Origin of the sequence: Fervidobacterium pennivorans, from assembly GCF_001644665.1 — a bacterium.
GTDB classification, from domain to species: Bacteria; Thermotogota; Thermotogae; order Thermotogales; family Fervidobacteriaceae; genus Fervidobacterium; species Fervidobacterium ngatamarikiense.
This window is the reverse complement of record NZ_CP011393.1, coordinates 916,230-936,676: the sequence shown is the minus strand read 5'-3', so window position 1 is coordinate 936,676 and position 20,447 is coordinate 916,230. Positions and strand designations below refer to the sequence as shown.

The window sequence follows — 20,447 nt, the reverse complement described above, 5'->3', positions numbered from 1 at the left end:
TACTTTTTCGTTTTATCTTTATTCACCGGTGATTCCCGTTCTCTCAAGACTTTCTACGAACTGCCTTTGGAGGAACAAATAAGTTATCAACAGTGGAAGAATTGTTATCATAGTCGCAGCCATTCTTATACCCTCATTGATTCTATTTGCTGCGCTACCATCGGCGGTTGGAAACATGACAGCGTATCTCACAACGAAGTCCCTGAGTTCCAATGGGAGAGTTTTAATCTTATTTCCAAGCAAAAGGCCTGACAACAGAGTTTCATTCCAATACCAAACCAATGAGAAAATAAACGTTGTCACGATTGCAGGCAAAGAAAGTGGAAGTATGATTTTGTAAAAGATTTGGAATGTATTAGCACCATCAATCTCAGCTGCCTCATCGAACGCTTTTGGTAGCATGTTGAAGAAGTTGAGATAAAGAAGTATGAAGATAGCACTTCTAATACCCTGTCCAAAAATCGCTGGCAAGAACGTTGCGAAGATACTATCAGTCAACCTCAGCGTGCTGAACAATACGTATTTGGTAACCAAAGTAACTTGCGTCGGTATCAAAAATGTCGCAAGCATTAAAACAATCCAGAATCTTTTGAGTGGAAATTCAAAACGCGAAAGACCATATGCAATGAGGGCTGTTATCAAACTCTGTGCTAGTGCAGGTATAACTGACGTATAAACACTGTTCCACAATGCCTTGGGCATTTCCAATACTTTCCAAGCCCTAACGAAATTGTCAAGAGTAAGTTTAGTCGGTATCCAAACAACCGTTGGATTGACCAAATCTTCGACACTCATAAAGGATGAAGTAATCATGTATAGCAATGGGTAAAGGTAAGCATAACCAATGCCTATTAAAACAACATATATTATGGTTTTCGTCGCAGGCTCTTTGAATGTCTTGTAATAAGAAACGCGGAATTTCTTTTCTTTATTCTTTGACATTTTCATATCCTTGTCTTCCTCCTTTCGCGTAACAACAGATACGCGATACCAAGAATCAGCATAACTGCTGCAAAGTATATCCAAGATAAGGCAGCGGAGTATGAGTACGGCTTGTCTATGTCAAACATATGTTGAGTTATACTTGTATTAACTGCGTTGTTTGCGAATGAAGCAAGGTCAACAATGGTATAAATCGTGTTCACCAAGACAAATGGTTTTATAAGGGGTAGTGTTATCTTCCAAAAGATAACCCAGTCGTTTGCTCCATCTATCTGAGCAGCCTCGTATATGCTGTTGCTTATCTTCTGTAACCCTGCGAGGAAGAATATAATCTGTACGCCTGAGAACCAGAGAATCAACACCAAGTTATTAAACATGTATAAAAACGGATAGCTTATCGTGTTCGGTATCATTTGGAAGAATCTGTATATGAAGTACCTTCTCGGGTCAACTATACTTGCCGCGTTGTTTGCGACAAGCTCAGCCACAACAGGACCACTTACAATGACGACTGGCAAGAAGTAAAGCAGTCTAAAGAATGCCCTCGCTACAAGTTTTCTATTGAGTAGTATTGCAACTATCAGTGAGAATATGATGATTAAAGGCGTGGATAACACGATATTGATTATCGTGTTCCAGAAATTTATCGGGAACGCTGGGTCTGTTCTGAAGGCGTAGATGTAGTACTTCCATCCAACAAATGTAGCTTCAATTCCATCAACTGTAAAATTGACGTTAAAGAAGCTCAAGTAGAGTGAGTAAAAGAACGGATAAGCTGTGAAAACAGCGAAGCCTATTATCCAGGGCAATGTGTACATGTAACCAGCAAGTGCTCTTCTTGTGCTTCTCTTCATTTGGAATCAACTCCATTTGTAGGATTGTTAGCTTTAACAACCTTGAATGATTCAGCGGGTACAACCACTAGACCGTCTTTAAATTCTTTGTTCGTGTAATTGATGTATATTTCATACCCGTTACTATAACTTACTTTCACCACTCCAGGCGTTATCACTATGCGATCTGTTATAGTTGAACCTTTTACATATTTGAGAGCACTATTGATTGTATTATATATTTCCACCATTTTGTTTTTCCAATCCTCGTACCGAGTTGATGGGTAATCCCACAACGGTGTGTCTTTCAAAGATGCGTTATCAAGCCAAGATACTAAGAACGAAGGATACGCACCGTAATCTATGGCTTTCAGAACATCCATCTTTGAGAAGAACCCATTGTTCATATATGGTGTGAAGTAATTTAATCTACCACTTAATACAATTTGTAGGAAAGGAACGGTATCCGTTTCAAAAAGATACTGACTGGCGTTCATCGGAACAGCCCCAATAGTTGTGGAATACTTCCATGCATAGTCGTTTGGTTCGAATAGGATTACATTATCCGTTTTTGAGGCTACCTCGTTCAACGTTTGCTCGACAATTCTTTTAGCTTCCGAACGGTATATTTCCGAGCCTATCTTGAGATTACCGTAGAGTTTGTTCGCAAATTCTTTAACTGCGAAATTTTTAAAACCAAGCTGCGAAAGTTTTGATGCACGCATCAAAAGATATCTCGAGGCGAGGTCTATTCTTACATAGTAGCTCTTGTACAGCCAAAGGTCTTTGTTATCCCTTTCTTCAGAGATTATGGATTGCGAAAGGTTCAAACCAACTTCTTTTCTGAGGTTCAGTTGTTTTTCGGTTACCCTTGTCACGTTGTCAACAAAAAAGAGTTCGACTCTTTTACCGTTGGATTTGTTCTTTGTGTTGAAATCAACAATATGCCTCAAAAGTTCCTTGAAATCACCAACTTTCTTTTCCAATCCAAACTTTCCTACTTTGTTCCCGTGGATTCCCCCTTCTTGCCAGCCTTCTATCAAAAGTACGATCTTGTTGATACCCTTGCTCGTTAGTTCGTAAAGGATTTGCTTAATTTGCTCTGTAGAAGAGATAGCTATAACCTTATGACCTATCAACATCTTTTCAATGTCCGAGGCAATGATGCTTACGTAAAGGGGTATATCTTCAACTATTGTTGAGTTGAGTTGTGTAGTGGACACATTTTTGTTCCCGAATAATTCATTTGAAAACTTTTCTCTATAGTACTTAGCCATACCTACATAGTTTGCCGTTGAACCTGTGAGGAAAGAAATCTCAAGAACCGCATCGAACTTATTCCGGGTTTTTTGAGCCACCTGTATTCCAGCACCACTTCTTGTTGTCGGTTGGAGGTATTTCTGTCTGTAGATGAATTTTGCAGACGTCCAGTTATATTTACTTAAAATACCACTTGGATACGAAACTATAGCGCTATATTCTTGTCCAGAAGTAATAACTCCAAAGAGAGCGTTTTGATTTACGCCATGAACAATTCCAAATACTGGGATAAATGCCGTTGGCTCTTCTCTTAAGAAGTCATTTGGTCTTCTTGCTCTCAAGTCATTGACGGTTACCAAGTTTTCTATAGCGTAGTCCTTACCGTAAACCCTTTTTTCAAACCAGTTTAGATAATGGGCTGGTTTTGAGAACCTTATCAGAGCACCTGGGCCATCTGGGACGAATGCATATCCGTTGATTTCGTCAGCTATTGTGCTCCCTAAGAAAGGTGTAAACATTACGGACGCTATCGTAAATTTCTTTCCTTCCTTTATAGTGTTTTGGGGCAACTCGAATTTTACAGTATCATCCTTGAGAGTTATACGTACATCGAAGCCTATCTCAAGTGACTCAAAATACAGGGAATAAACTATTCCGTTGTCGATTCTTTTCCAATGCTTTTTAACATTTTCGTCTGCAGAGCCTATCACATTTGATATACCACGTTCATCAAAATATTCCAAAAGCACAAGAGACTTTGCTATAAGTTGGTACGTAGGGTTCATCTCGTTGTAAGCGTCTGTCGTTTCTAGTACATCTCCCCATATGTATCCGGACCTTTTGTCAACAACCCGAACAGAAGTAGCTGTTAAATCCATCCATAGTTCCAAATATCTACTCTCAGCTATCTTTTCATATCCTTCAAGTGTAAACGGTGATTTGACGAGTGCGGTTACTTCAGGTCTTGTAAACCTGTTTGAAAGATAATCATTTCCGATTGTTTGTGCAAAAAGAGGACGGAAGAACACGACTAAAATAACAAGGACGATTGTTGATAGAAACGATTTATCTCTCCTGAAAACATTCTTGAATCTTTTGTATTGTTTATCTTGCACGGTAGAGCACCTCCTGGACAATCGCGTAGACAGTTTGAACGAGTTGGTCCCAAAGCATGTAAACTATTGAGTAGACGAGTATAATTACAAATATCCAAACAAAAGTAAGTAGTATGCTTTTTACCGTATCTCTAATACCGTAATCATGGACTTCTTTGACACCAGTGAAAAGTAGAACAGCAGACCAGGCTATGAGAATTATTGAGGCAAAAGATACTATGAACGCCTCGTTGTAAGTGAGTACGTAAGTAAGCATTATTACAAACGGCTGGAAAAGGATGTAAGGGGCAAAGCTGTAGGCAGTGAATATATAAATGTCCCTCAATGTTCCACGACCGTCGTTAATAGAGCTAACTAAGTAGTTCGCAAAAACCCACAGCATTGTTGGAGCAATACTGGCAAGTAGAACAAATCCAACGGACCTATCTTGGACGTTTAAGTTAAAGATGAAGCTTCTGCCAAAATAATCAAATTGTATTACCAAGAAGAAGAGCAGATAAATGATGGTGGCTGAAAGCACAGACCCATGCTTTCTTCTCTGGATGTAATAGAAAGTGTCAAGTGGATGTCTCAATATGTTTTTAATGTAGAGTATATCACTTAATAGCTTAGACTTAATTGTGGCTCTTTTTTTGATTACCCCACGTTTTGACAACTCATCCAGTAGCACGAAAAGAACTATTAGTATTATAAACGCCAGTAATACGCTCCCTGCATTCTTTTGCAAGAATTCGTTTCTAATCTCCCAATAAGCATCTGAATAATCCCTTTTTGCATAAGCCTTTTTAAATTCCTCTGCTGCAGCTCTGTAATTTCCTTCTTGGAAATATGCTTTTCCAAGTCCGTAATGAGCGATTTTGGAATAACCATCGTATATCATAACTTCTTCCCAGAGTTTTTTGCTCTCAAGATATTTCCCCTGAGAATAAAGTTCGAGTGCTTTATGGAGGGTGTGAATATATTGAGTAGGATTAAAGACGTGGACAAGTCCTCGCTCTTTGTCAAGAACGTAAACCTTACCTTCGTCATCTACGGCAATTGCAGATGCTACGGTAAACAATCCGTTTCTTTCCGTAGCAATAGCACGACCACCGAACGAAACTAACAGGTTACCTTCAGAATCATATTCGTAAATGAGTCCTGTCTCAGTTAATGCGAATATCCTTCCATGTGTATCTACGGCAATATCTATGAAGTTTGGTTCGTCCACCATCCTACCTTCTTTAGATGGAGGAAGTATATTTAAACCTATAGTGTTATGCTTTTTAATAGCACTCCCATGCTCTTTCTGGGTTACTGTATAGATAAGTCCCTTGGTATCTATTGTGATATTGGTATAAGGTTTTGGAATCCTATTTAGGAACTTCTCTTTTTGTTCCTTGGTGTAGAATATGTCTATGAATTTGTCCAAAAATGTTATTCCAACGGTATTTGCGCCAAAGTAACCAAGAAACTCACCATTTTGGTCTAGCTGTATAACACCTTCGAATGTTCCCTCGCTTACAATGTAGAAATTCCCTCGCTTATCAACAACAAGCTTTTTTGGTTTAAAATTCGCAGTCTCTCCGAACAGAGGATTCGTAGGTCTACCCAACCTTCTTATTTCCTTACCCAACTTATCAAATATCACAATTTCTGATGTGCCAGGGTCAGCTACGTAAATGTATGTGTCATCAACAAATACTCCTGTCGGTTGAAACAAAGACATATCGCCCACGTAAGTTGCTTCCCTGGTTACCATATCGAAAACGACAATTCTCGCATTGCCTGAATCGGCAATGTACATTTTGTTGTCCTTTATGAAGATATCTTCGGGGTAGTAGAGGTCTAAATCCTTGAAGAGTACCTCACTCACAACATATGCATCTTGAGTTATTTTCCACTCGTTTTTACCTGAAATTGTGTAAGTGAGAAATGCACTGTTAACGGCAAAGAGTTGATTGTATAACATGAAAAGTACAAGCAAAACTCCGAAAAGTTTGGTAGCGTTTTTCAACCCTGATTTGTTCTTTTTGTTCTTGCTTCGCACGATTTTCACACCACCCAACAAAAAACTTTGAGTATCCATTATTTCAAGCCACTGTATGCCATCGTATTCATAACTCTTGATTGCATAATTATGAAAAGTATCAAATTTGGAACGAACATTATTAGACCAGCTGCAGCAGCTATTCCTTGACCCGCCACCGTGTTACCCGTTGTTTGGGTAAGGTTGGAAACATAGAATGCGAACGTTTTTAGATTCTCGTTGTTTATGTAGTAAGTTGACGCTTCTGCACTGTTCCAAGCAACTTGAAATGCCAAAATGCCTACTGTTGATATAGCTGGTTTCAAGAGTGGCATTATTATATTGAAGATTATATGGAAATCGTTTGCTCCGTCAACAAGCGCCGCATCGATAAGCGCATCAGGAATTTGGTCTATAAACTGCTTTACAAGAAAGACACCAATTGGCATTGCCAGAAGTGAGAGAATGTTGATTATAAACGTATCTATAAGCCCAAGCTTTTGAACTATTAAATACCTTGGAATAATAACAGCAATGGGAACAAACATGAGCGCAAGATTATTTATGGTAAAGAGTAAATTCTTGGCTTTGAATTGCTTCTTGGAGAGTGCATATCCTGCAAAGACAGAGATGATTATTGTAAAAAGCACTGTGAAAAAAGCGGTCAATATGCTATTCATTAGATACCTAGATACAGGTATCGTTGAAGCCCGGGTGATTTGGAATAATTCATAGAAGTTAGCAAGTGTTGGTCTTCTAACGAAAAATCTTGGAGGATAGAGGAACAATTCGTCAACTGGCTTGAACGCTTGTGAGAAGATGAAAATTATGGGCAACATCATAAAAATAGCTATGGGCGCCAAGATAAAATAGAATTTCAGCTGACTTTTATGGAAATATCTTGGATTCGTTTTTGTAGTGAACTTTGCCATACTTTCTCCCCCTAACTTCTAGCAATTTTACTTACTTAGTCGCGCTCTCCAAATAAGCGCCACGCGATTCTTGAGAAGAACCAGATAATTAAAAGCAACACAACGGAGAGAGCTGCCGCGTATCCCATTTCATACCTTAGAAAACCGTAATCTTCGATGTGGTTAACGATTAATTGCCCGGCGTATTGTGGGGTTGGATTTGAGCCAGAGAGCGCAACTCCAATGCCTGCAGAAGTAAATGTATTCACTATTGACATCACCGCTCCGAAAAGCATTTGTGGTTTCATGGCAGGTATAGTAACGTATATAATTTCCTGTAATCTGTTCTTTATACCATCTATGTATGCTGCTTCGTAAAGTTGTTCATCGACATTTAATATACCTGCAAGCATTGCTAAGAACCCTACCCCCATACTACTCCAGAGCGAAACGAGAATCATAATATCCATCAAATGTTGTGGAGATTGTAACCACTGTATTGGCTTGTCTATAATTCCAAGCTTGAGTAAGAGAGCATTCAAGTAGCCCTGTTGGTCACCGTTGAAAAGTACCCGCCAAATTACTGACATCGTGACACCCGCTGTTAGAGAAGGAGAATAAATTATCAAAGCGAATATTGTTCTTGGTATCCTTGTAAGTTGAGCCACAAGCCAGGCTAATATAAATGAAAGAATGTATCCACCAACACCAACAATCAAGGCGTATTTTATAGTGTTTGGTAAAACCTTTTGCATAAAGAGCGTGTCCCGTGTGATGAGCGTGATGTAGTTTTGTATACCTATCCACTTGGGTTTTTCAATTGCGTTGAAATAGGTAAATGAAAGGTATATCGCGACAGCAACTGGTAGTGCTATGAATACAATAAATAAAACCAAATATGGTGACAACAAAAGCCAGTGTCCACGGTCTTTTTTCGAACTTATTCTCATTCTGTTTCACCTCGATTTACTACAGTCTTTAAGAACTCTTCCATACTTTCATACATCTTGTAATCCTTGACCTTCTTTCCATTGACTATGTAACCAAACTCTGTAAGTTTCCTTTCCAGTTCTCTGTTTATGAGTATCACGGACCTGTCGATTGATGTTCTAAGTGGTTTACCTTCAATGACAACGCTGTTCCATATGTTGCTTACTTCCCTTTCAACCATGTAACCACCCGGATGCCTTTGAATTTCTCTAATCCATCTCCATTGTTCGAGAATGACTCTCTTGTGTTTTTCATCTATAAAATCGAGTTCCTTGAATGCTTCTATATTGGCTGTATTCCAAAGGTAAGTCGGACCGTATCTGTTGACCATCATCCTTGCAAATTTGACTTGCGTGTCTTTAGACATCCACCACTTGATGAATTCCCAAGCCTTTTCCTTTTTATTTGAATTTGCGAAGATAACAATAGCTCTATCTCCTGCAACTTGGTATCTTAAAACTTGTCCGCTCTCGTCCTTAACTCCTGGTGAAGGAGCTATATCCCACAGCCCATAAATTTCATCTGCAGCGTTTAATAGAGTTACATACAATCCAAAGTCACCAACACCAATGGGGATACGGCCGTATCTAAACGAGTTGTAAAAACTTGCAACTTGTTCTGGAATTCCGTAAATTGCGAAAAGTTCAGTCATTAATTCAAACGCCTTTACTGAATTCTCTTCGTTTATAGCTGTTTTCATACCATCTCTTGTATAAAGCCTTGCTTTATTTTGGAAGAAGAAAGGACCAGTAGTATTGAAATACTTTGTTGTTTGTTCACACATCGGGATATAGAAATTCATTCCTCGTCTTTGGAGCTCAGGGAGTATCTTCTTTACATCGTCCCAAGTGTCCGGTATTGGTATACCCAGTTTCTCGATAATGTCTTTTCGGTAGAAAAGTACGTAGAAGTTTTGTGTTTCCGTTATTCCATAAATTTTATCATCAATAATCATTGGCAAGAGTGTTTCAATGTTAATGTTCTTCTCTACAAAATTGAAGAAGTCTGGGAAATAGGAAAGTGGGAAAAGAGCATTCCTTATTGCAAGTTCAAAAGGTATCCAGTTGCTGATACTCATAGCAACGTCTGGAACAGCGTTTGCAGCACTTGCTAAAACGAGTTTCTGTTCATTGGGCATGATGGAAAAAATTACTTTAATACCTGTTTTTCTTGTGAAGTCACTATCTGTTAAATACTGCAACGTTTCAACATACTGTACGGGCCTGTTTACCCAAACTCTCAAACTTGTTTCGTCGACCTTTTCATATATAGAATAAGCTTCATTTTTGTTGAACAAGGATAACCATAATTTTTGAAGTTCCTCGTAAGCAGTTATTAGGAACGTGGATTTCGGATAAGCGAACTTTTCAAGACTTCCTTGAAAGACGTAGATCTTGTCGATACCCATTGGCTGTTCTTTTAATCTCATAGAAAGTTCAGAAAGTCTTTGAGCAATGGAAGAAGCTCCCTCACTAAGGACATCTATATAGAATGGCAATTTTTCTGGTTTCCTGAGGGTGTTGTCTATTATTCCAGCACATACGAGCATGTCCGCAATCGATGGTAGTCCCTGTTTGCCTACAATTTTAACCAGCTTTTCATGTTGGGTTCTCAGGCTCTGCGAGATACTTTTCAAATCTGGTATAGCATTTGGCATGTATTTTTCTATGTTCCATGTTCGGTTTGGGTCTAAATTGCTGCCAACGAGCTTTCGCATCTCTAAGCCTATCTCTTGCAATTTTTTCACGCTTTCTTGCAGAAATCGGATAGTTCCTTCATATATTCCTGTGGTAACTTCCAGCGAGAGGATATGTAGTCCCTTATCAAGATAAACTTCGAAAGGTTTATTCTCTTCGCTCATTAACACGTGGTCTTTCCAGCTGTAGCCTGTGTAGGGGAATGGGTAATCCTCAAATTCTTTGAACGGGACTTTGCCATCTACAGAAATTCTTCTGAAAACTGGGATGCCTCTATTCATAGATTGTTTGTATCTGAATGCTATTTTGTAATAACCAGGGGTGTCTATATAGAAAGTCCAAAAAATTTCTTGACCAGATTGCTTAAAAGTATTCTCATCGATGATGTTAATCCTCTTTTTCAAAATTTCGTAAGGTGTTACCAAAGCGGTTTGCTCGTTGGTTACAGATATTAATGGGTCAGACTTGAATGACAGATTTTCAGCCTCAATAACTAGAACGTTATCGTTGCTTGGAATATTAGACTCTGAATTTTTGTATTCCGCGTAAGACTTGCTACTGAAAAGGTAATATTTTGGAACTAAATAAAGTTCCTCTATAATTATTGGTGAACGGGTATTTTTAATTGAGATAGGGTTATCACCTGTGTTTAGTTTCAATAAGAGAGGACTTTTGGAGATTCTACTTGCATCTTTGATAAATGCCGTGTAAGTTTTTTCAAAAGACTTTTGCTCGGGTGTTATTTCGTTACCATATCTATCGTAAACCTTTTCATTGAAATCATAGTATGTGAAGTTATCCAAAATTCCCAGGTAAGTTTTTCCATTGATCTCAAACTCTAAAGTTCCGTTACTTGTTGTGTTAGTACTGTATCTGTATTTCAGCACAACAGCGTACTCACCATCTTTATTAACAGAAAGAATCAGCGTTGTTGCCTCATCGTTTCCAAGAATAACAGGCTTTTTGAAATCCAAATTAAAAACCGCGTAATTACTTAAATCTGAAAATCTCATTTCAAAAAGCTTTTCATAAGCTTCTAAACTAGACATAGAAACAAAATCCTTCGATGCCTTTGTGGATTTCTCTACCAGCTCGGCTATTGAAGCAACGAACTTCGTATAGACGCTTCTACCTGAAAAATAAAGCACCAACATAGCAGCAATAATAAATAAAGCTATTATCCCAGACCAAATCAGAACTTTTTTCACGTATAATCAACCCCTTGCTTTGTTTTTGTTTACCCATCTGTACATCTTTTTTTCTGTTGAGGTTACTTTATATATAATCCCGTTGGCTGAGTTAGTAAGATTTTGTGAATCTCAGCCAACGGGGGAGGCTACATATCAAACCTGGGATTATCCAGCTTCATTTTCCTTCAATTTGCTTTCTCAATTGTGGGAATTTCCTTTCCGCATCGATTAATTTCTTTTCGAAAATTGCCCAATTTTCTTTTATTACTTTGTTTGCCTTTTCTTGAGTTTCAGCGGCAACTGCTTCTGGTGTTACTTCTCCACGTCTGATTTTTTCGTTAACTGGGAATATAACGTCCCATATTGCTTCGAACCATCCTGGAACTATTTTCCACATATCGACCCTAACGCTTTTATCAAGGTTTTTGAGCATCCATTTGATACCGTTTGGTATCTTCAATGTTTCAAAGTATTTTACCACATCTGGGTGCATCGTTGCAGGAATAAACCAGTCAACCAATCTTCCTCTTTCCACGCCTTCAGACTCATACAATTTCAATCTCGCAATAACACCTCTTGGGTCGTACGAAAGAAATTTCGCAAAGAGGAACGCTTCTTTTGGATATTTTGTTGTTGCACTTACAAACGTATAGTTGATATGAACAGGCAGTCTGATACCTATCTTTGGATCGAATGGGAGAGGATAGTAATCGAAGTTCCAAGACACTGTATGTAGCCAGCTCCAATCGTAAGTTGCCTCAAATCCCATAAGTACTTTTGATTCTCTGAAAGCGTCAGCGTCTTTTCCAAACTTTTTCTGATAATCATCGAGTTGACCTTGGTTCCTCAATTCTTGATTTATAAGGTCATCGGAGACCAGTCCAGGTATTGATTTGAGCTCTTTTTGCAACTTAATAGCTGGTATCCACCCACCATTTACAAGGTCAAATTCCCACTTCACTGGGTCAAAGCTCCAGAATGTTGTATGTTTACTGAGAACTGCTGCCATAAACGTATCGAATTCCCACAGCTGATTAATACCAGAATATTCCTTAGTTGTGGCTCTTCTTGCGTACTGCTTGAAAAGGTCGACGGTCCATTCTTCGTATTTTGGAAGTTGTAAATTCAACTTCTTGAGTAAATCAAGATTCAGAACTATACATTCAAAATGCAATCTTTCCGGAAGGGCGTAAGTTTTCCCACGATACTTGAATGCGTTTTTCGCACTTTCTGGGACATATCTATAGTCCGGGTCATCTTTAAGAAATTCATCTAATGGGTAAACCCAACCCTGAGAAACAGGGTATGATAGAGGTTCCCATGATTCGGCAATAACATCTGGGAGAGCTTGCTTTGCAGACACACGTGCGGTCAAAAAGCTATTTACTTCCGGTTGGTTTACGACAAGTTTTACTTCAATATCCGGATAGTATTTGTTAAATTCCGCGATGAGTTTTTTATATCTATCCACATTCCAGCTCCAAACAGATACCGTTATGGTAGCTTTAGCAAACGCGGAGACCACAAAGAAAATCAAAAGCAAAGCCAATACAAACTTACGCATCAAAAACACCTCCAGCCGATGTATTTGAATTCAGTCAGAAATTGAAGCCTACAGTGAATTTTGTGTATTTGTATCCATCTTCTTCAAAGCGTACAAGCAATTTGCCATCAGCATTTCCCAATTTCGTTGCAATGTATGGTTCCAAAGATAAATCACCCGTTTTGAAGTTATAATCTCCGCTAACTCCTACCTTATAACCCTCAAGTTTGTAATTAACATCGCCAGCCAACTTGATTTCCATAGGATCTGTAATAGTATTTGTCAAATCCAGTTCTGCAGAAATGCTGGTCCCTGCAACTTCCCCAACCAAACCGAATAATAGACCTTTGATTGTTGCATTAACATAATCGTATCCGCCAGCTAAGTAAAGTGTAAATGGTCTTAGTGGATAGGTGAGCCTTGCACCGACCATACCTTCGGAAAAATCAGCTTTTCCTACAACGTTTAGCGTTAAACCAAGTGGGTAAAAATTGTTAGTTTTCATAAGAAGTGCAAACGTTAAAGGATTCCCGAAATTTGTTCCGACATCAAACATAAAACCACCGAATGTGTAGATGAAAGACAGTGTGCTTTTGTACCACAAAATTCCTGTTCCGTTATACCCCCATTTAAAAGAACCACCACTTCCCATAAAGCTATCGTAATCTGCAACATTTCTGTAGCCAAAGAACACCGTAAGGTTGTTGTTTACCTTCCATGGTATGAAAAGTTCGTTGACGTACATACTTGTTATATTCGGTGCTGCATATTTTACATCAACAACGAGCACTGTTCCACCAGATGTAACAACGAGATACGCTGCATTATCACCTGGGAACCAATTTGAAACGACAAGTTCGAAATCGGGATTTATTGTGTAGTTAAATTCTACTCTTCCGTTGAGTTGAACAGAACCAGCAAAAATGTTAACGAATACCAAGACAGCAAGAATTATCACGACTATCTTTTTCATATGCTTCCCTCCACAATCATTTTGAGATTTTACTCCAAAGCTCTGGGTAACCTACGTTCGGTTACCCAGAGCGGATAGTGTTTTCAGTTAATGCGAACTCTCATTTCTTTGGGCTTATTGAAATATCGTCGAAGTAGACTGTGGTTGGTTTGTCTTTTCCGAGCTCAAAGCTCAATGTTACAACAGGGTCCGCATCGTTTGGGTGGGTGTGCTCGAAAATGAATGTTTGCCATTCGGTTGTAAGGTCAACTTCTTGGCTGAAATAAACACCGTATGGTGCTCCTGTTTGGACAAGCTTAACCCATATCTTTCTGGGTTCCGCTGCCTTAGCTTTGAACGAAATTATATAGCTGTTGCCTTTTCTCAATTTCACCCACTGGTTGAATTGAACGTGCCAAGTTTCGAAACCAGTGTTTGCAAGTTGAACAAATCCTACACCATTTTCTACGCCGAAACTTTCAACCTTTGCAGGGCTGATTCCGTATTTTCCTGCTTCCCAAATCCACCATTCGGTTGGCATACTACCTTGGTCGTTTACTATTTTGTAAGCGAAATCTCCGTTATTAACGAGGTTATCTGGTTCTTCTTCGTCGAATTCGTATTCGACCGTTTCTGGTTGCTCTTCTCTGAATTCTTCGGGTACTTCAGATTCATCAACCGGCTTCAAAACAACATCCGCAATATAGATTGTAGTAGCCTTTTCCTTACCTAATTCAAAACAGAAGTTAACGGTTTCATCAGCTTTATCCGGGTGTTTAAAGTAGAACGTATATGTGTTCCATTCTTTTCCGAGTTCAACGGTTTCGGCAAAATAGCTTACCCATGGATCATGGTTCATAAGGACCTTGACGTTGATTTTCCTTGGTTCGTCAGCCTTCGCTCTGAAGGAGATTAAGTAGTACTGTTTTTGCTTAAGTTTGACCCACTGGTTGAACTGGATGTGCCAAGTTTCAGTACCGGGGTTTGCAACTTTAATAAACGCATAACCATCTTTTACACCGTAAGTATCAACTTTTCCATCGCTGACGCCATACTTTGCTGCTTCCCAAATCCACCATTCGAATGGAGCATTGGCTTGGTCATTTTTAATATTTGATCTAAAGTTCCAATTGTTAAGTATACTATTGGATGATACATCGGATGACTGCTGAGCAACTGTTGTAACTGCTTCTACTTTTTCTTGAAATTGGCAGGAAAAGAGCAAGAAAACAGTGAGGAGTGCTAACACTAACTTTGGGAATCTTGCCATATTATTCACCTTCTTTTAACTGTTAGTAGATAAGAACATCATTTAAATGCTTCACCAATAACCTTTACTTGAAGTTGAAGACCAGGAACATGAGCAAATTCCAAAGAAAATTTCAAGAACTTTGCACCTGTGTAATCTTTTGGACCAAATTCAAGAACTACTTCTTTTTCCGTCGTAGAAACTTCAACGTCCTTAGCCGAAGCAAGTTCTGGTATGTACGGATCCGCACCAAAATAGGCTTTAATTGTCGCAGATTTGTTAGCCTTTATCAAAAGTTTGATATAGTACTTTTGATAATTCTTTGGATAAAATCTTATAAGCTGAGCTTTCCACGGATTATTATTATCTGATGCATCACTACGTGTAGCTGTTACATATCCATTAGCATCGATTGATGGTGTAGAGGCGAAGTAATTGTTACCATCCCAGGTTGCGTTATAGTACATCCATTGTCGTAGTGGAACTTCCGTTGCTTCTTCTGTATTTGGAACATGCTGTAACTCACCGGCTTGTTGAACTGGTGGATTTTCAAATGGGATCGAAACACATGCCGAAAGTAATAAAAGTGTGGTAACAACCGCAAGAAATACCACTAAACTTGTGCCTTTCCTCATACCTTCCACCTCCTGAAAGTTTTTTAGGGTTTTCAAAAAGTTAACTCACCAAAGTGCCGTCCACTCATTTGAAGAAGAACATACTTGTTGTAACAATGTGAAACTTTTTCAGTAACACCTGTATTATACTCATGAAACATGTTTCATACAAAATTGGCGAAAATGCGGGCTTTTGTCAGGAAAAAGGTAAGCTGTTGTAAAAATTCTTACTTGTGCTAAATAGAAAAAGCTCCCGCCTGTTTTTGCGGGAGCTTAAGATGGTTAATAACCTTTTTACCTTACTTACCTTCGATTTGTTTTCTCAGCTCAGGAAATTTCTTTTCTATTTCCGCAAGTTTCTTGGAGAATTCCACCCATGCTTCTTTGATTATTTTGTTTGCTTTTTCTTGCGTCTCGGCTGCGACAACTTCTGGTTGCACTTCTCCTCTCCTTACTTTTTCACTAACTGGGAATATCACATCCCATGTTGCTTGATCCCATCCGGGAACTGTTTTCCACATATCCACTCGAACTGCTTTGTCGAGTTTCTTCAACAGCCACTTTACTCCGTCTGGAATTTTGAGGGAATCAAAGTAAGAGACAACGTCTGGATGCATTGTTGCGGGTATAAACCAATCAATATTCCAACCATTTTCAATACCATTCGCGTTATCAATTTTTAACCTTGCAATGACTCCCCTGGGATCGTATGTAAGGAATTTTAGGAACAAGAAGGCTTCCTTTGGATACTTGGTTGTGGAAGTCATAAATGCATAATTAACGTGAACTGGGAACCGCAGTCCTATCTTTGGATCAAGTGGAAGTGGGTAAAAGTCAAATTTCCACGGTAACGTTCTTATCCAACTCCAGTCCCAGGTTCCATGTAACCCAGTCAAGACTTTTGATTCTCTAAACGCATCTGCATCTTTTCCGAATTTCTTTTGATAATCATCCATTTCACCCTTATTTCTTAGCTCGTCGTTTTTCAAATCATCCGATACAAGCCCTGGTATAGATTTTAATTCTTTTTGTAGTTTTATCGCTGGTAACCATCCACCGTTGACAAGGTCAAATTCCCATTTTGTAGGGTTGAAACTCCAGTATGTTGTATCTTTGTTAAGGACAGCAGCCATTACGTTATCAAAATCCCACAGGTGGTTTATACCTGAATATTCCTTTGTGGTTGATTTCCTCAAATATAGTTTGAATTGTTCAACTGACCACTCATACGGAGGCTTTGTTAGGTTCAATTTTCTAAGCAAATCCAAATTGATATAGATACCTTGGAAGTGCAATCTTTCGGGCAGCGCATAGGTTTTATTATTGTACATGAAGGCTTCCTTCAGTGCCTTTGGAACGTATCTAATGTCAGGGTCATTTTTCAGAAATTCGTCGACGGGATAAATCCATCCTTGTGAAACCGGATATGGGAGTGCCTCCCATGATTGAACAACAACATCAGGTAAAGGCTTTTTAGCAGCTACTTGTGCGGTTAGGAAGCCATTAACATCTGGTTCATTGACAACAAACTGGACTTCAATATCAGGGTAAATCTTTGTGAATTCTGCAGCGATCTTTTTGTATTTTTCCAAATCCCAACTCCAAACTGCCGCTGTAATCGTTACCTTTCCAAAAATCGAAGCGCTTAATACTAACAACACCATGATAAGCCAAAAACTTTTTCTCATAGCTCATCCCTCCCTTGGAAGTGTGGTAGTCTTACAATTTATCGCTTTCATTCGTACCAAACAAAAGTAGCCGATGCGTATCCTGGTAAAACATAAGAAAAGATTTCCAAACCATCTTCAACAACCTGAATTTTCTTAGTTGTATTAGTTCTGTTTGAGACAATGAGGACTCTTGAACCATTCGGATTCAAAAACGCAACAGATTCGAGTCTGTCTTGATATGTGTAAGAATCTATTCTGTATGCCCCTGGTAACACAAATTTACTTATGTGACCAAGTGTGTAGTAATCTACGTTGTATTTGACCTCATTTGTTTTTTGATTGATTTCTATTAATCCTCTGCATGTGCTGTTTGAAAGGATTGTTGGTCCTCTTTTTTCATCGAGAGCTATATTCCACCATACAACGGTCTTTGCCCAGTTCCTTGGAATTCTGATTACATGCATCATTTGGTCCATATATGCGTTGAAAAATGCTGGCACCCAATCTCCGCCTGAACCTTCCGTGAACCAAATTTCCTTATCGGGGAACATTTCTTTTATCTTGCTCATTGCTTCATGTTTTCCACCGTAGAAATGCCATGCTGAACCTGCTACGTATTTCGAAGCCTTTTCGTGAGATAAAACATAAGCGGCGTAAGTTGTGTTGTCCCAGTTGTGGTCATAGCACAAGATTTTGGTCTTGATACCTGCGCTCTCAAAAGCTGGTCCAAGGTATTCTCCAATGAAATCTGCTTGTTCGACCCAATCCATCTTCATACCAGGATACTCTTTTGGCACGTATAAGGGTTCGTTCTGAACAGTAATAGCGTAAATTGGTATTCCCTCAGCTTCGTAGGCCTTTATGAACTTCACAAAATATTGAGCGTAAACACCGTAATATGACCTTCTTAACGAACCTCCTATCATACTACCTGTTGTTTTCATCCAACCAGGAGGACTCCAGGGCGATGCCATAATCTTTAGTTCAGGGTTTATTTCCATCGCTTCTTTGAGAAGTGGGATGATATATTTTTTGTCATGGTCTATTGAAAAGTACTTCAGTTCTGGGTCCTCATTAACACCGGATGGTAGGTCATCATAACTGTACAACTTTGTTGTATAGTCGGTAGCTCCCATCGGTTGCCTTAGAAAAGAAATACCAATACCCTTCTCTCTATCGAATAACTTTTCCATGACCTCTCTTCTTTTCTCCGGAGATAGTTTGTTATATACAAGATAAGCAGAAGCATCAGTGAAAGACGCACCAAAACCGTCCATCTGTTGGTATTTTTTGTTACTGTTGACAACTATTCTGTATTCCTCTTGATAATTGTTCGCAAGTTGTTCCTTTATATCCAATTGTTTAAGCAAACATCTTTGATCCACCGTTGTAATCCATACGCGAACGTTTAAATTCTCCACCTTTTTTACCTCCTTAGTTGTGCTGTAAACAGTTGTGGGTGTATTTGAAGAAGTCAATGTTACTATGGATACTAACAACAAAATCTGTATGAAAAGTGTGAATTTAATGAATGTTCTTTTTGCCCTACTCATAAACCGACACTCCTTGACTGAATTCGAAACGGTGCATCTGTGGTCTAATTATAACCATGTAACATGTTACATAGATATTATTATTATTTTCCTTAAGCTAAGCTTCAAAGTGACTGGAATCATTTTTCGAGATGACAAATGAATATCTTCAACCTTTCAAGCCAGTTCCAACTAGGGATTTAACGAAGAGATCCTGCAATGAGAAAAAGAGAAGTAACGTTGGGAGAAGTGCAATCATAGTTGCAGCCATTATAACACCCCAATTGTTGGAAGATTCTGCATTCATTATCATATTTATTGCCACTTGAACGGTTTTCATGTCATCTCTCATTGCTACAATCATCGGCCACAGATACATATTCCAGGCATATGTGAAGTTAATAATCGCTGCTCCGCCTATAACTGGTCTAGAAAGTGGTAGAACAACTTTAATAAGGTACTGCAGTGGTGAGGCACCATCGATTCTTGCAGCGTCTTCAAAGTCTCTTGGAATTGTTTTGAAGTGTTGCTGAAAAAGAAAAACATTTGTTGCGCTTGCTGTGAATGGGACGATCATAGCTTGATATGTGTTTACCCAGTTGAGTTCACTTATAATCTGAAAAAGAGGTATAATTAAAAGAATTTCTGCAGGAATATAGAGCGTTGCAAATATAAGTCCAAATGTAAAAGAATCACCTTTAAACTTAAAATTGGCGTATGCATATCCTGCAAGGATGCCGGTTACCATTTTTCCGACAGTTATGAAAAAAGCAATTGTCAAGCTGTTCCACATCATTCTAAGAAATGGCACCATCTTCAACGCCTGCAAATAGTTCTCAAAGTGAATTCCTCGTGGAAATATTTTCGGTGGATAGGAAAAGACGAATTCAGGTGATTGAATGCTCATCGTAAAAGCTAAAAAGATAGGAGCAAACATGAAGATGGAGAATACTACAAGTCCGGTCTCTACCAATATAGTATTTACAATTTTTCTCGTACTTTTCTTCATACTTACCACCACCATCTTTGGTACCTATTGATAATGCACACTTTTCTGTCCAAATTTAAAGTACACAGTTGTGACTACAACCATTATTAGAAAAAGTATAACACTTTCCGCCGATGCTAGTCCAGTTTTAGAGAATCTAAACCCATCCAGGTAAATTCTATATATTATGTTTGTTGTATAATCACCAGGACCACCACGAGTCATGACATCTATTATTGCAAATGATTGGAACATGGCGCTTATTATACTCATTATTACAAGATAGTATGTTATAGGAGAAAGCAAGGGAAAAGTTAACTTCCATGTTCTTATCCACACATTTGCTCCATCAAGTTTGGTTGCTTCTACAAGTTCTTCCGGAATACTTTGAAGTCCTGCTAAGTAAAAGATAATGTTGAATGGTAAAGTCTTCCATATTGCTGCAATGATTACTGCATAGGCGGCGTACGGAATAGTTGTAATCCAGTTCACCTGGATACCGAAAAGCCTTGCTACCAAGTAATTCACGTGGCCCACGACGGGGTTCAACATAAATCCCCACAAGGCTCCTGCAACTGCGGTTGATACAGCATATGGTGCAAAGATAAGTGTTCTGAATAATCGAACTCCTGGAACTTTTTGATTGAGAAGTAGGGCTATAAAGAACGAAAGGAAAATTGATACAACGACAGTTACCACGGTGAATACTATGGTAAATAAAAATGACCTTACAAATCTTTCATCCGAAAATAGTTCTATATAATTATCGAACCAAACGAAGGTTTTTCTGTTCCCAAACACAGAAACTTTGAAAAAGCTAAGATAGAAAGAGTTAAAAGCTGGGTAATATATAAAGATTGATATAATAATAAGCGTTGGTAAGATGAAGAAATACGGTAGCCCTTTTCTCATGTCAGTCACTCCCCAGAAAGACAATTAAGCGATTAAAAAAT

The 20,447-nt window shown here is 38.7% G+C and carries 15 protein-coding genes; all 15 read right to left on the bottom strand.

All coding sequences use genetic code 11. The annotated features are described in order from the left end of the window. Window positions 1-18: 18 nt before the first annotated feature. Window positions 19-948 carry a carbohydrate ABC transporter permease gene (locus JM64_RS04375; RefSeq protein ID WP_064011645.1) on the bottom strand — a complete coding sequence of 310 codons (930 nt, stop codon included), beginning with the start codon at window positions 946-948 and terminating at the stop codon, window positions 19-21. Continuing rightward, on the bottom strand, window positions 945-1,796 hold the full coding sequence (locus JM64_RS04370; RefSeq protein ID WP_064011644.1) for a carbohydrate ABC transporter permease: 852 nt from the start codon (window positions 1,794-1,796) through the stop codon (window positions 945-947). Before JM64_RS04370 ends, JM64_RS04375 begins: the two co-directional genes overlap by 4 nt. Continuing rightward, window positions 1,793-4,150: a DUF5696 domain-containing protein gene (locus tag JM64_RS04365; RefSeq protein WP_064011643.1), complete on the bottom strand. Its 2,358-nt coding sequence runs from the start codon at window positions 4,148-4,150 to the stop codon at window positions 1,793-1,795. Before JM64_RS04365 ends, JM64_RS04370 begins: the two co-directional genes overlap by 4 nt. Further along, a complete protein-coding gene (locus JM64_RS04360; protein WP_197473458.1) occupies window positions 4,140-6,179 on the bottom strand; it encodes a YIP1 family protein in 2,040 nt (679 codons plus the stop codon). The genes JM64_RS04365 and JM64_RS04360 overlap by 11 nt, the downstream gene beginning before the upstream one ends. A 38-nt stretch (window positions 6,180-6,217) precedes the next feature. Further along, entirely contained in the window at window positions 6,218-7,090 is an 873-nt protein-coding gene (locus JM64_RS04355; protein ID WP_064011642.1) for a carbohydrate ABC transporter permease, read from the bottom strand. A 35-nt stretch (window positions 7,091-7,125) separates the two neighbouring features. After that, complete coding sequence (locus JM64_RS04350; RefSeq protein ID WP_064011641.1) at window positions 7,126-8,019, bottom strand: carbohydrate ABC transporter permease; 894 nt, start codon at window positions 8,017-8,019, stop codon at window positions 7,126-7,128. After that, window positions 8,016-10,964 carry an extracellular solute-binding protein gene (locus JM64_RS04345; protein WP_064011640.1) on the bottom strand — a complete coding sequence of 983 codons (2,949 nt, stop codon included), beginning with the start codon at window positions 10,962-10,964 and terminating at the stop codon, window positions 8,016-8,018. The genes JM64_RS04350 and JM64_RS04345 overlap by 4 nt, the downstream gene beginning before the upstream one ends. Window positions 10,965-11,121: 157 nt before the next feature. Continuing rightward, on the bottom strand, window positions 11,122-12,510 hold the full coding sequence (locus JM64_RS04340; protein WP_064011639.1) for an ABC transporter substrate-binding protein: 1,389 nt from the start codon (window positions 12,508-12,510) through the stop codon (window positions 11,122-11,124). A gap of 34 nt (window positions 12,511-12,544) precedes the next feature. After that, the gene (locus JM64_RS04335) at window positions 12,545-13,462 is read right to left on the bottom strand and encodes a hypothetical protein (protein WP_064011638.1); all 918 of its coding nucleotides are present in this window, start codon (window positions 13,460-13,462) and stop codon (window positions 12,545-12,547) included. Between the two features lie 100 nt (window positions 13,463-13,562). Then, window positions 13,563-14,711, bottom strand: a complete 1,149-nt coding sequence (locus tag JM64_RS04330; protein WP_231882471.1) for a carbohydrate binding domain-containing protein — start codon at window positions 14,709-14,711, stop codon at window positions 13,563-13,565. 38 nt (window positions 14,712-14,749) lie between these two features. Continuing rightward, the gene (locus tag JM64_RS04325) at window positions 14,750-15,325 is read right to left on the bottom strand and encodes a hypothetical protein (RefSeq protein WP_064011636.1); all 576 of its coding nucleotides are present in this window, start codon (window positions 15,323-15,325) and stop codon (window positions 14,750-14,752) included. A gap of 278 nt (window positions 15,326-15,603) precedes the next feature. Then, complete coding sequence (locus JM64_RS04320) at window positions 15,604-16,992, bottom strand: ABC transporter substrate-binding protein (protein ID WP_064011635.1); 1,389 nt, start codon at window positions 16,990-16,992, stop codon at window positions 15,604-15,606. Window positions 16,993-17,039: 47 nt separating this feature from the next. Then, window positions 17,040-18,527, bottom strand: coding sequence for a glycoside hydrolase family 30 protein (locus tag JM64_RS04315; protein WP_064011634.1), 1,488 nt, complete (start codon window positions 18,525-18,527; stop codon window positions 17,040-17,042). A 148-nt stretch (window positions 18,528-18,675) separates the two neighbouring features. Further along, window positions 18,676-19,515 carry a carbohydrate ABC transporter permease gene (locus tag JM64_RS04310; protein WP_064011633.1) on the bottom strand — a complete coding sequence of 280 codons (840 nt, stop codon included), beginning with the start codon at window positions 19,513-19,515 and terminating at the stop codon, window positions 18,676-18,678. Window positions 19,516-19,539: 24 nt separating this feature from the next. Continuing rightward, window positions 19,540-20,406 (bottom strand): carbohydrate ABC transporter permease, encoded by an 867-nt coding sequence (locus JM64_RS04305; protein WP_064011632.1) that lies wholly within the window; start codon window positions 20,404-20,406, stop codon window positions 19,540-19,542. Window positions 20,407-20,447: the final 41 nt, after the last annotated feature.

Coding starts and splice junctions, on each gene's coding strand:
- JM64_RS04335 (WP_064011638.1), bottom strand. CDS start 13,462: ATGAAAAAGATAGTCGTGATAATTCTTGCTGTCTTGGTATTCGTTAAC.
- JM64_RS04310 (WP_064011633.1), bottom strand. CDS start 19,515: ATGAAGAAAAGTACGAGAAAAATTGTAAATACTATATTGGTAGAGACC.
- JM64_RS04330 (WP_231882471.1), bottom strand. CDS start 14,711: ATGGCAAGATTCCCAAAGTTAGTGTTAGCACTCCTCACTGTTTTCTTG.
- JM64_RS04350 (WP_064011641.1), bottom strand. CDS start 8,019: ATGAGAATAAGTTCGAAAAAAGACCGTGGACACTGGCTTTTGTTGTCA.
- JM64_RS04320 (WP_064011635.1), bottom strand. CDS start 16,992: ATGAGAAAAAGTTTTTGGCTTATCATGGTGTTGTTAGTATTAAGCGCT.
- JM64_RS04355 (WP_064011642.1), bottom strand. CDS start 7,090: ATGGCAAAGTTCACTACAAAAACGAATCCAAGATATTTCCATAAAAGT.
- JM64_RS04315 (WP_064011634.1), bottom strand. CDS start 18,527: ATGAGTAGGGCAAAAAGAACATTCATTAAATTCACACTTTTCATACAG.
- JM64_RS04325 (WP_064011636.1), bottom strand. CDS start 15,325: ATGAGGAAAGGCACAAGTTTAGTGGTATTTCTTGCGGTTGTTACCACA.
- JM64_RS04370 (WP_064011644.1), bottom strand. CDS start 1,796: ATGAAGAGAAGCACAAGAAGAGCACTTGCTGGTTACATGTACACATTG.
- JM64_RS04340 (WP_064011639.1), bottom strand. CDS start 12,510: ATGCGTAAGTTTGTATTGGCTTTGCTTTTGATTTTCTTTGTGGTCTCC.
- JM64_RS04305 (WP_064011632.1), bottom strand. CDS start 20,406: ATGAGAAAAGGGCTACCGTATTTCTTCATCTTACCAACGCTTATTATT.
- JM64_RS04375 (WP_064011645.1), bottom strand. CDS start 948: ATGAAAATGTCAAAGAATAAAGAAAAGAAATTCCGCGTTTCTTATTAC.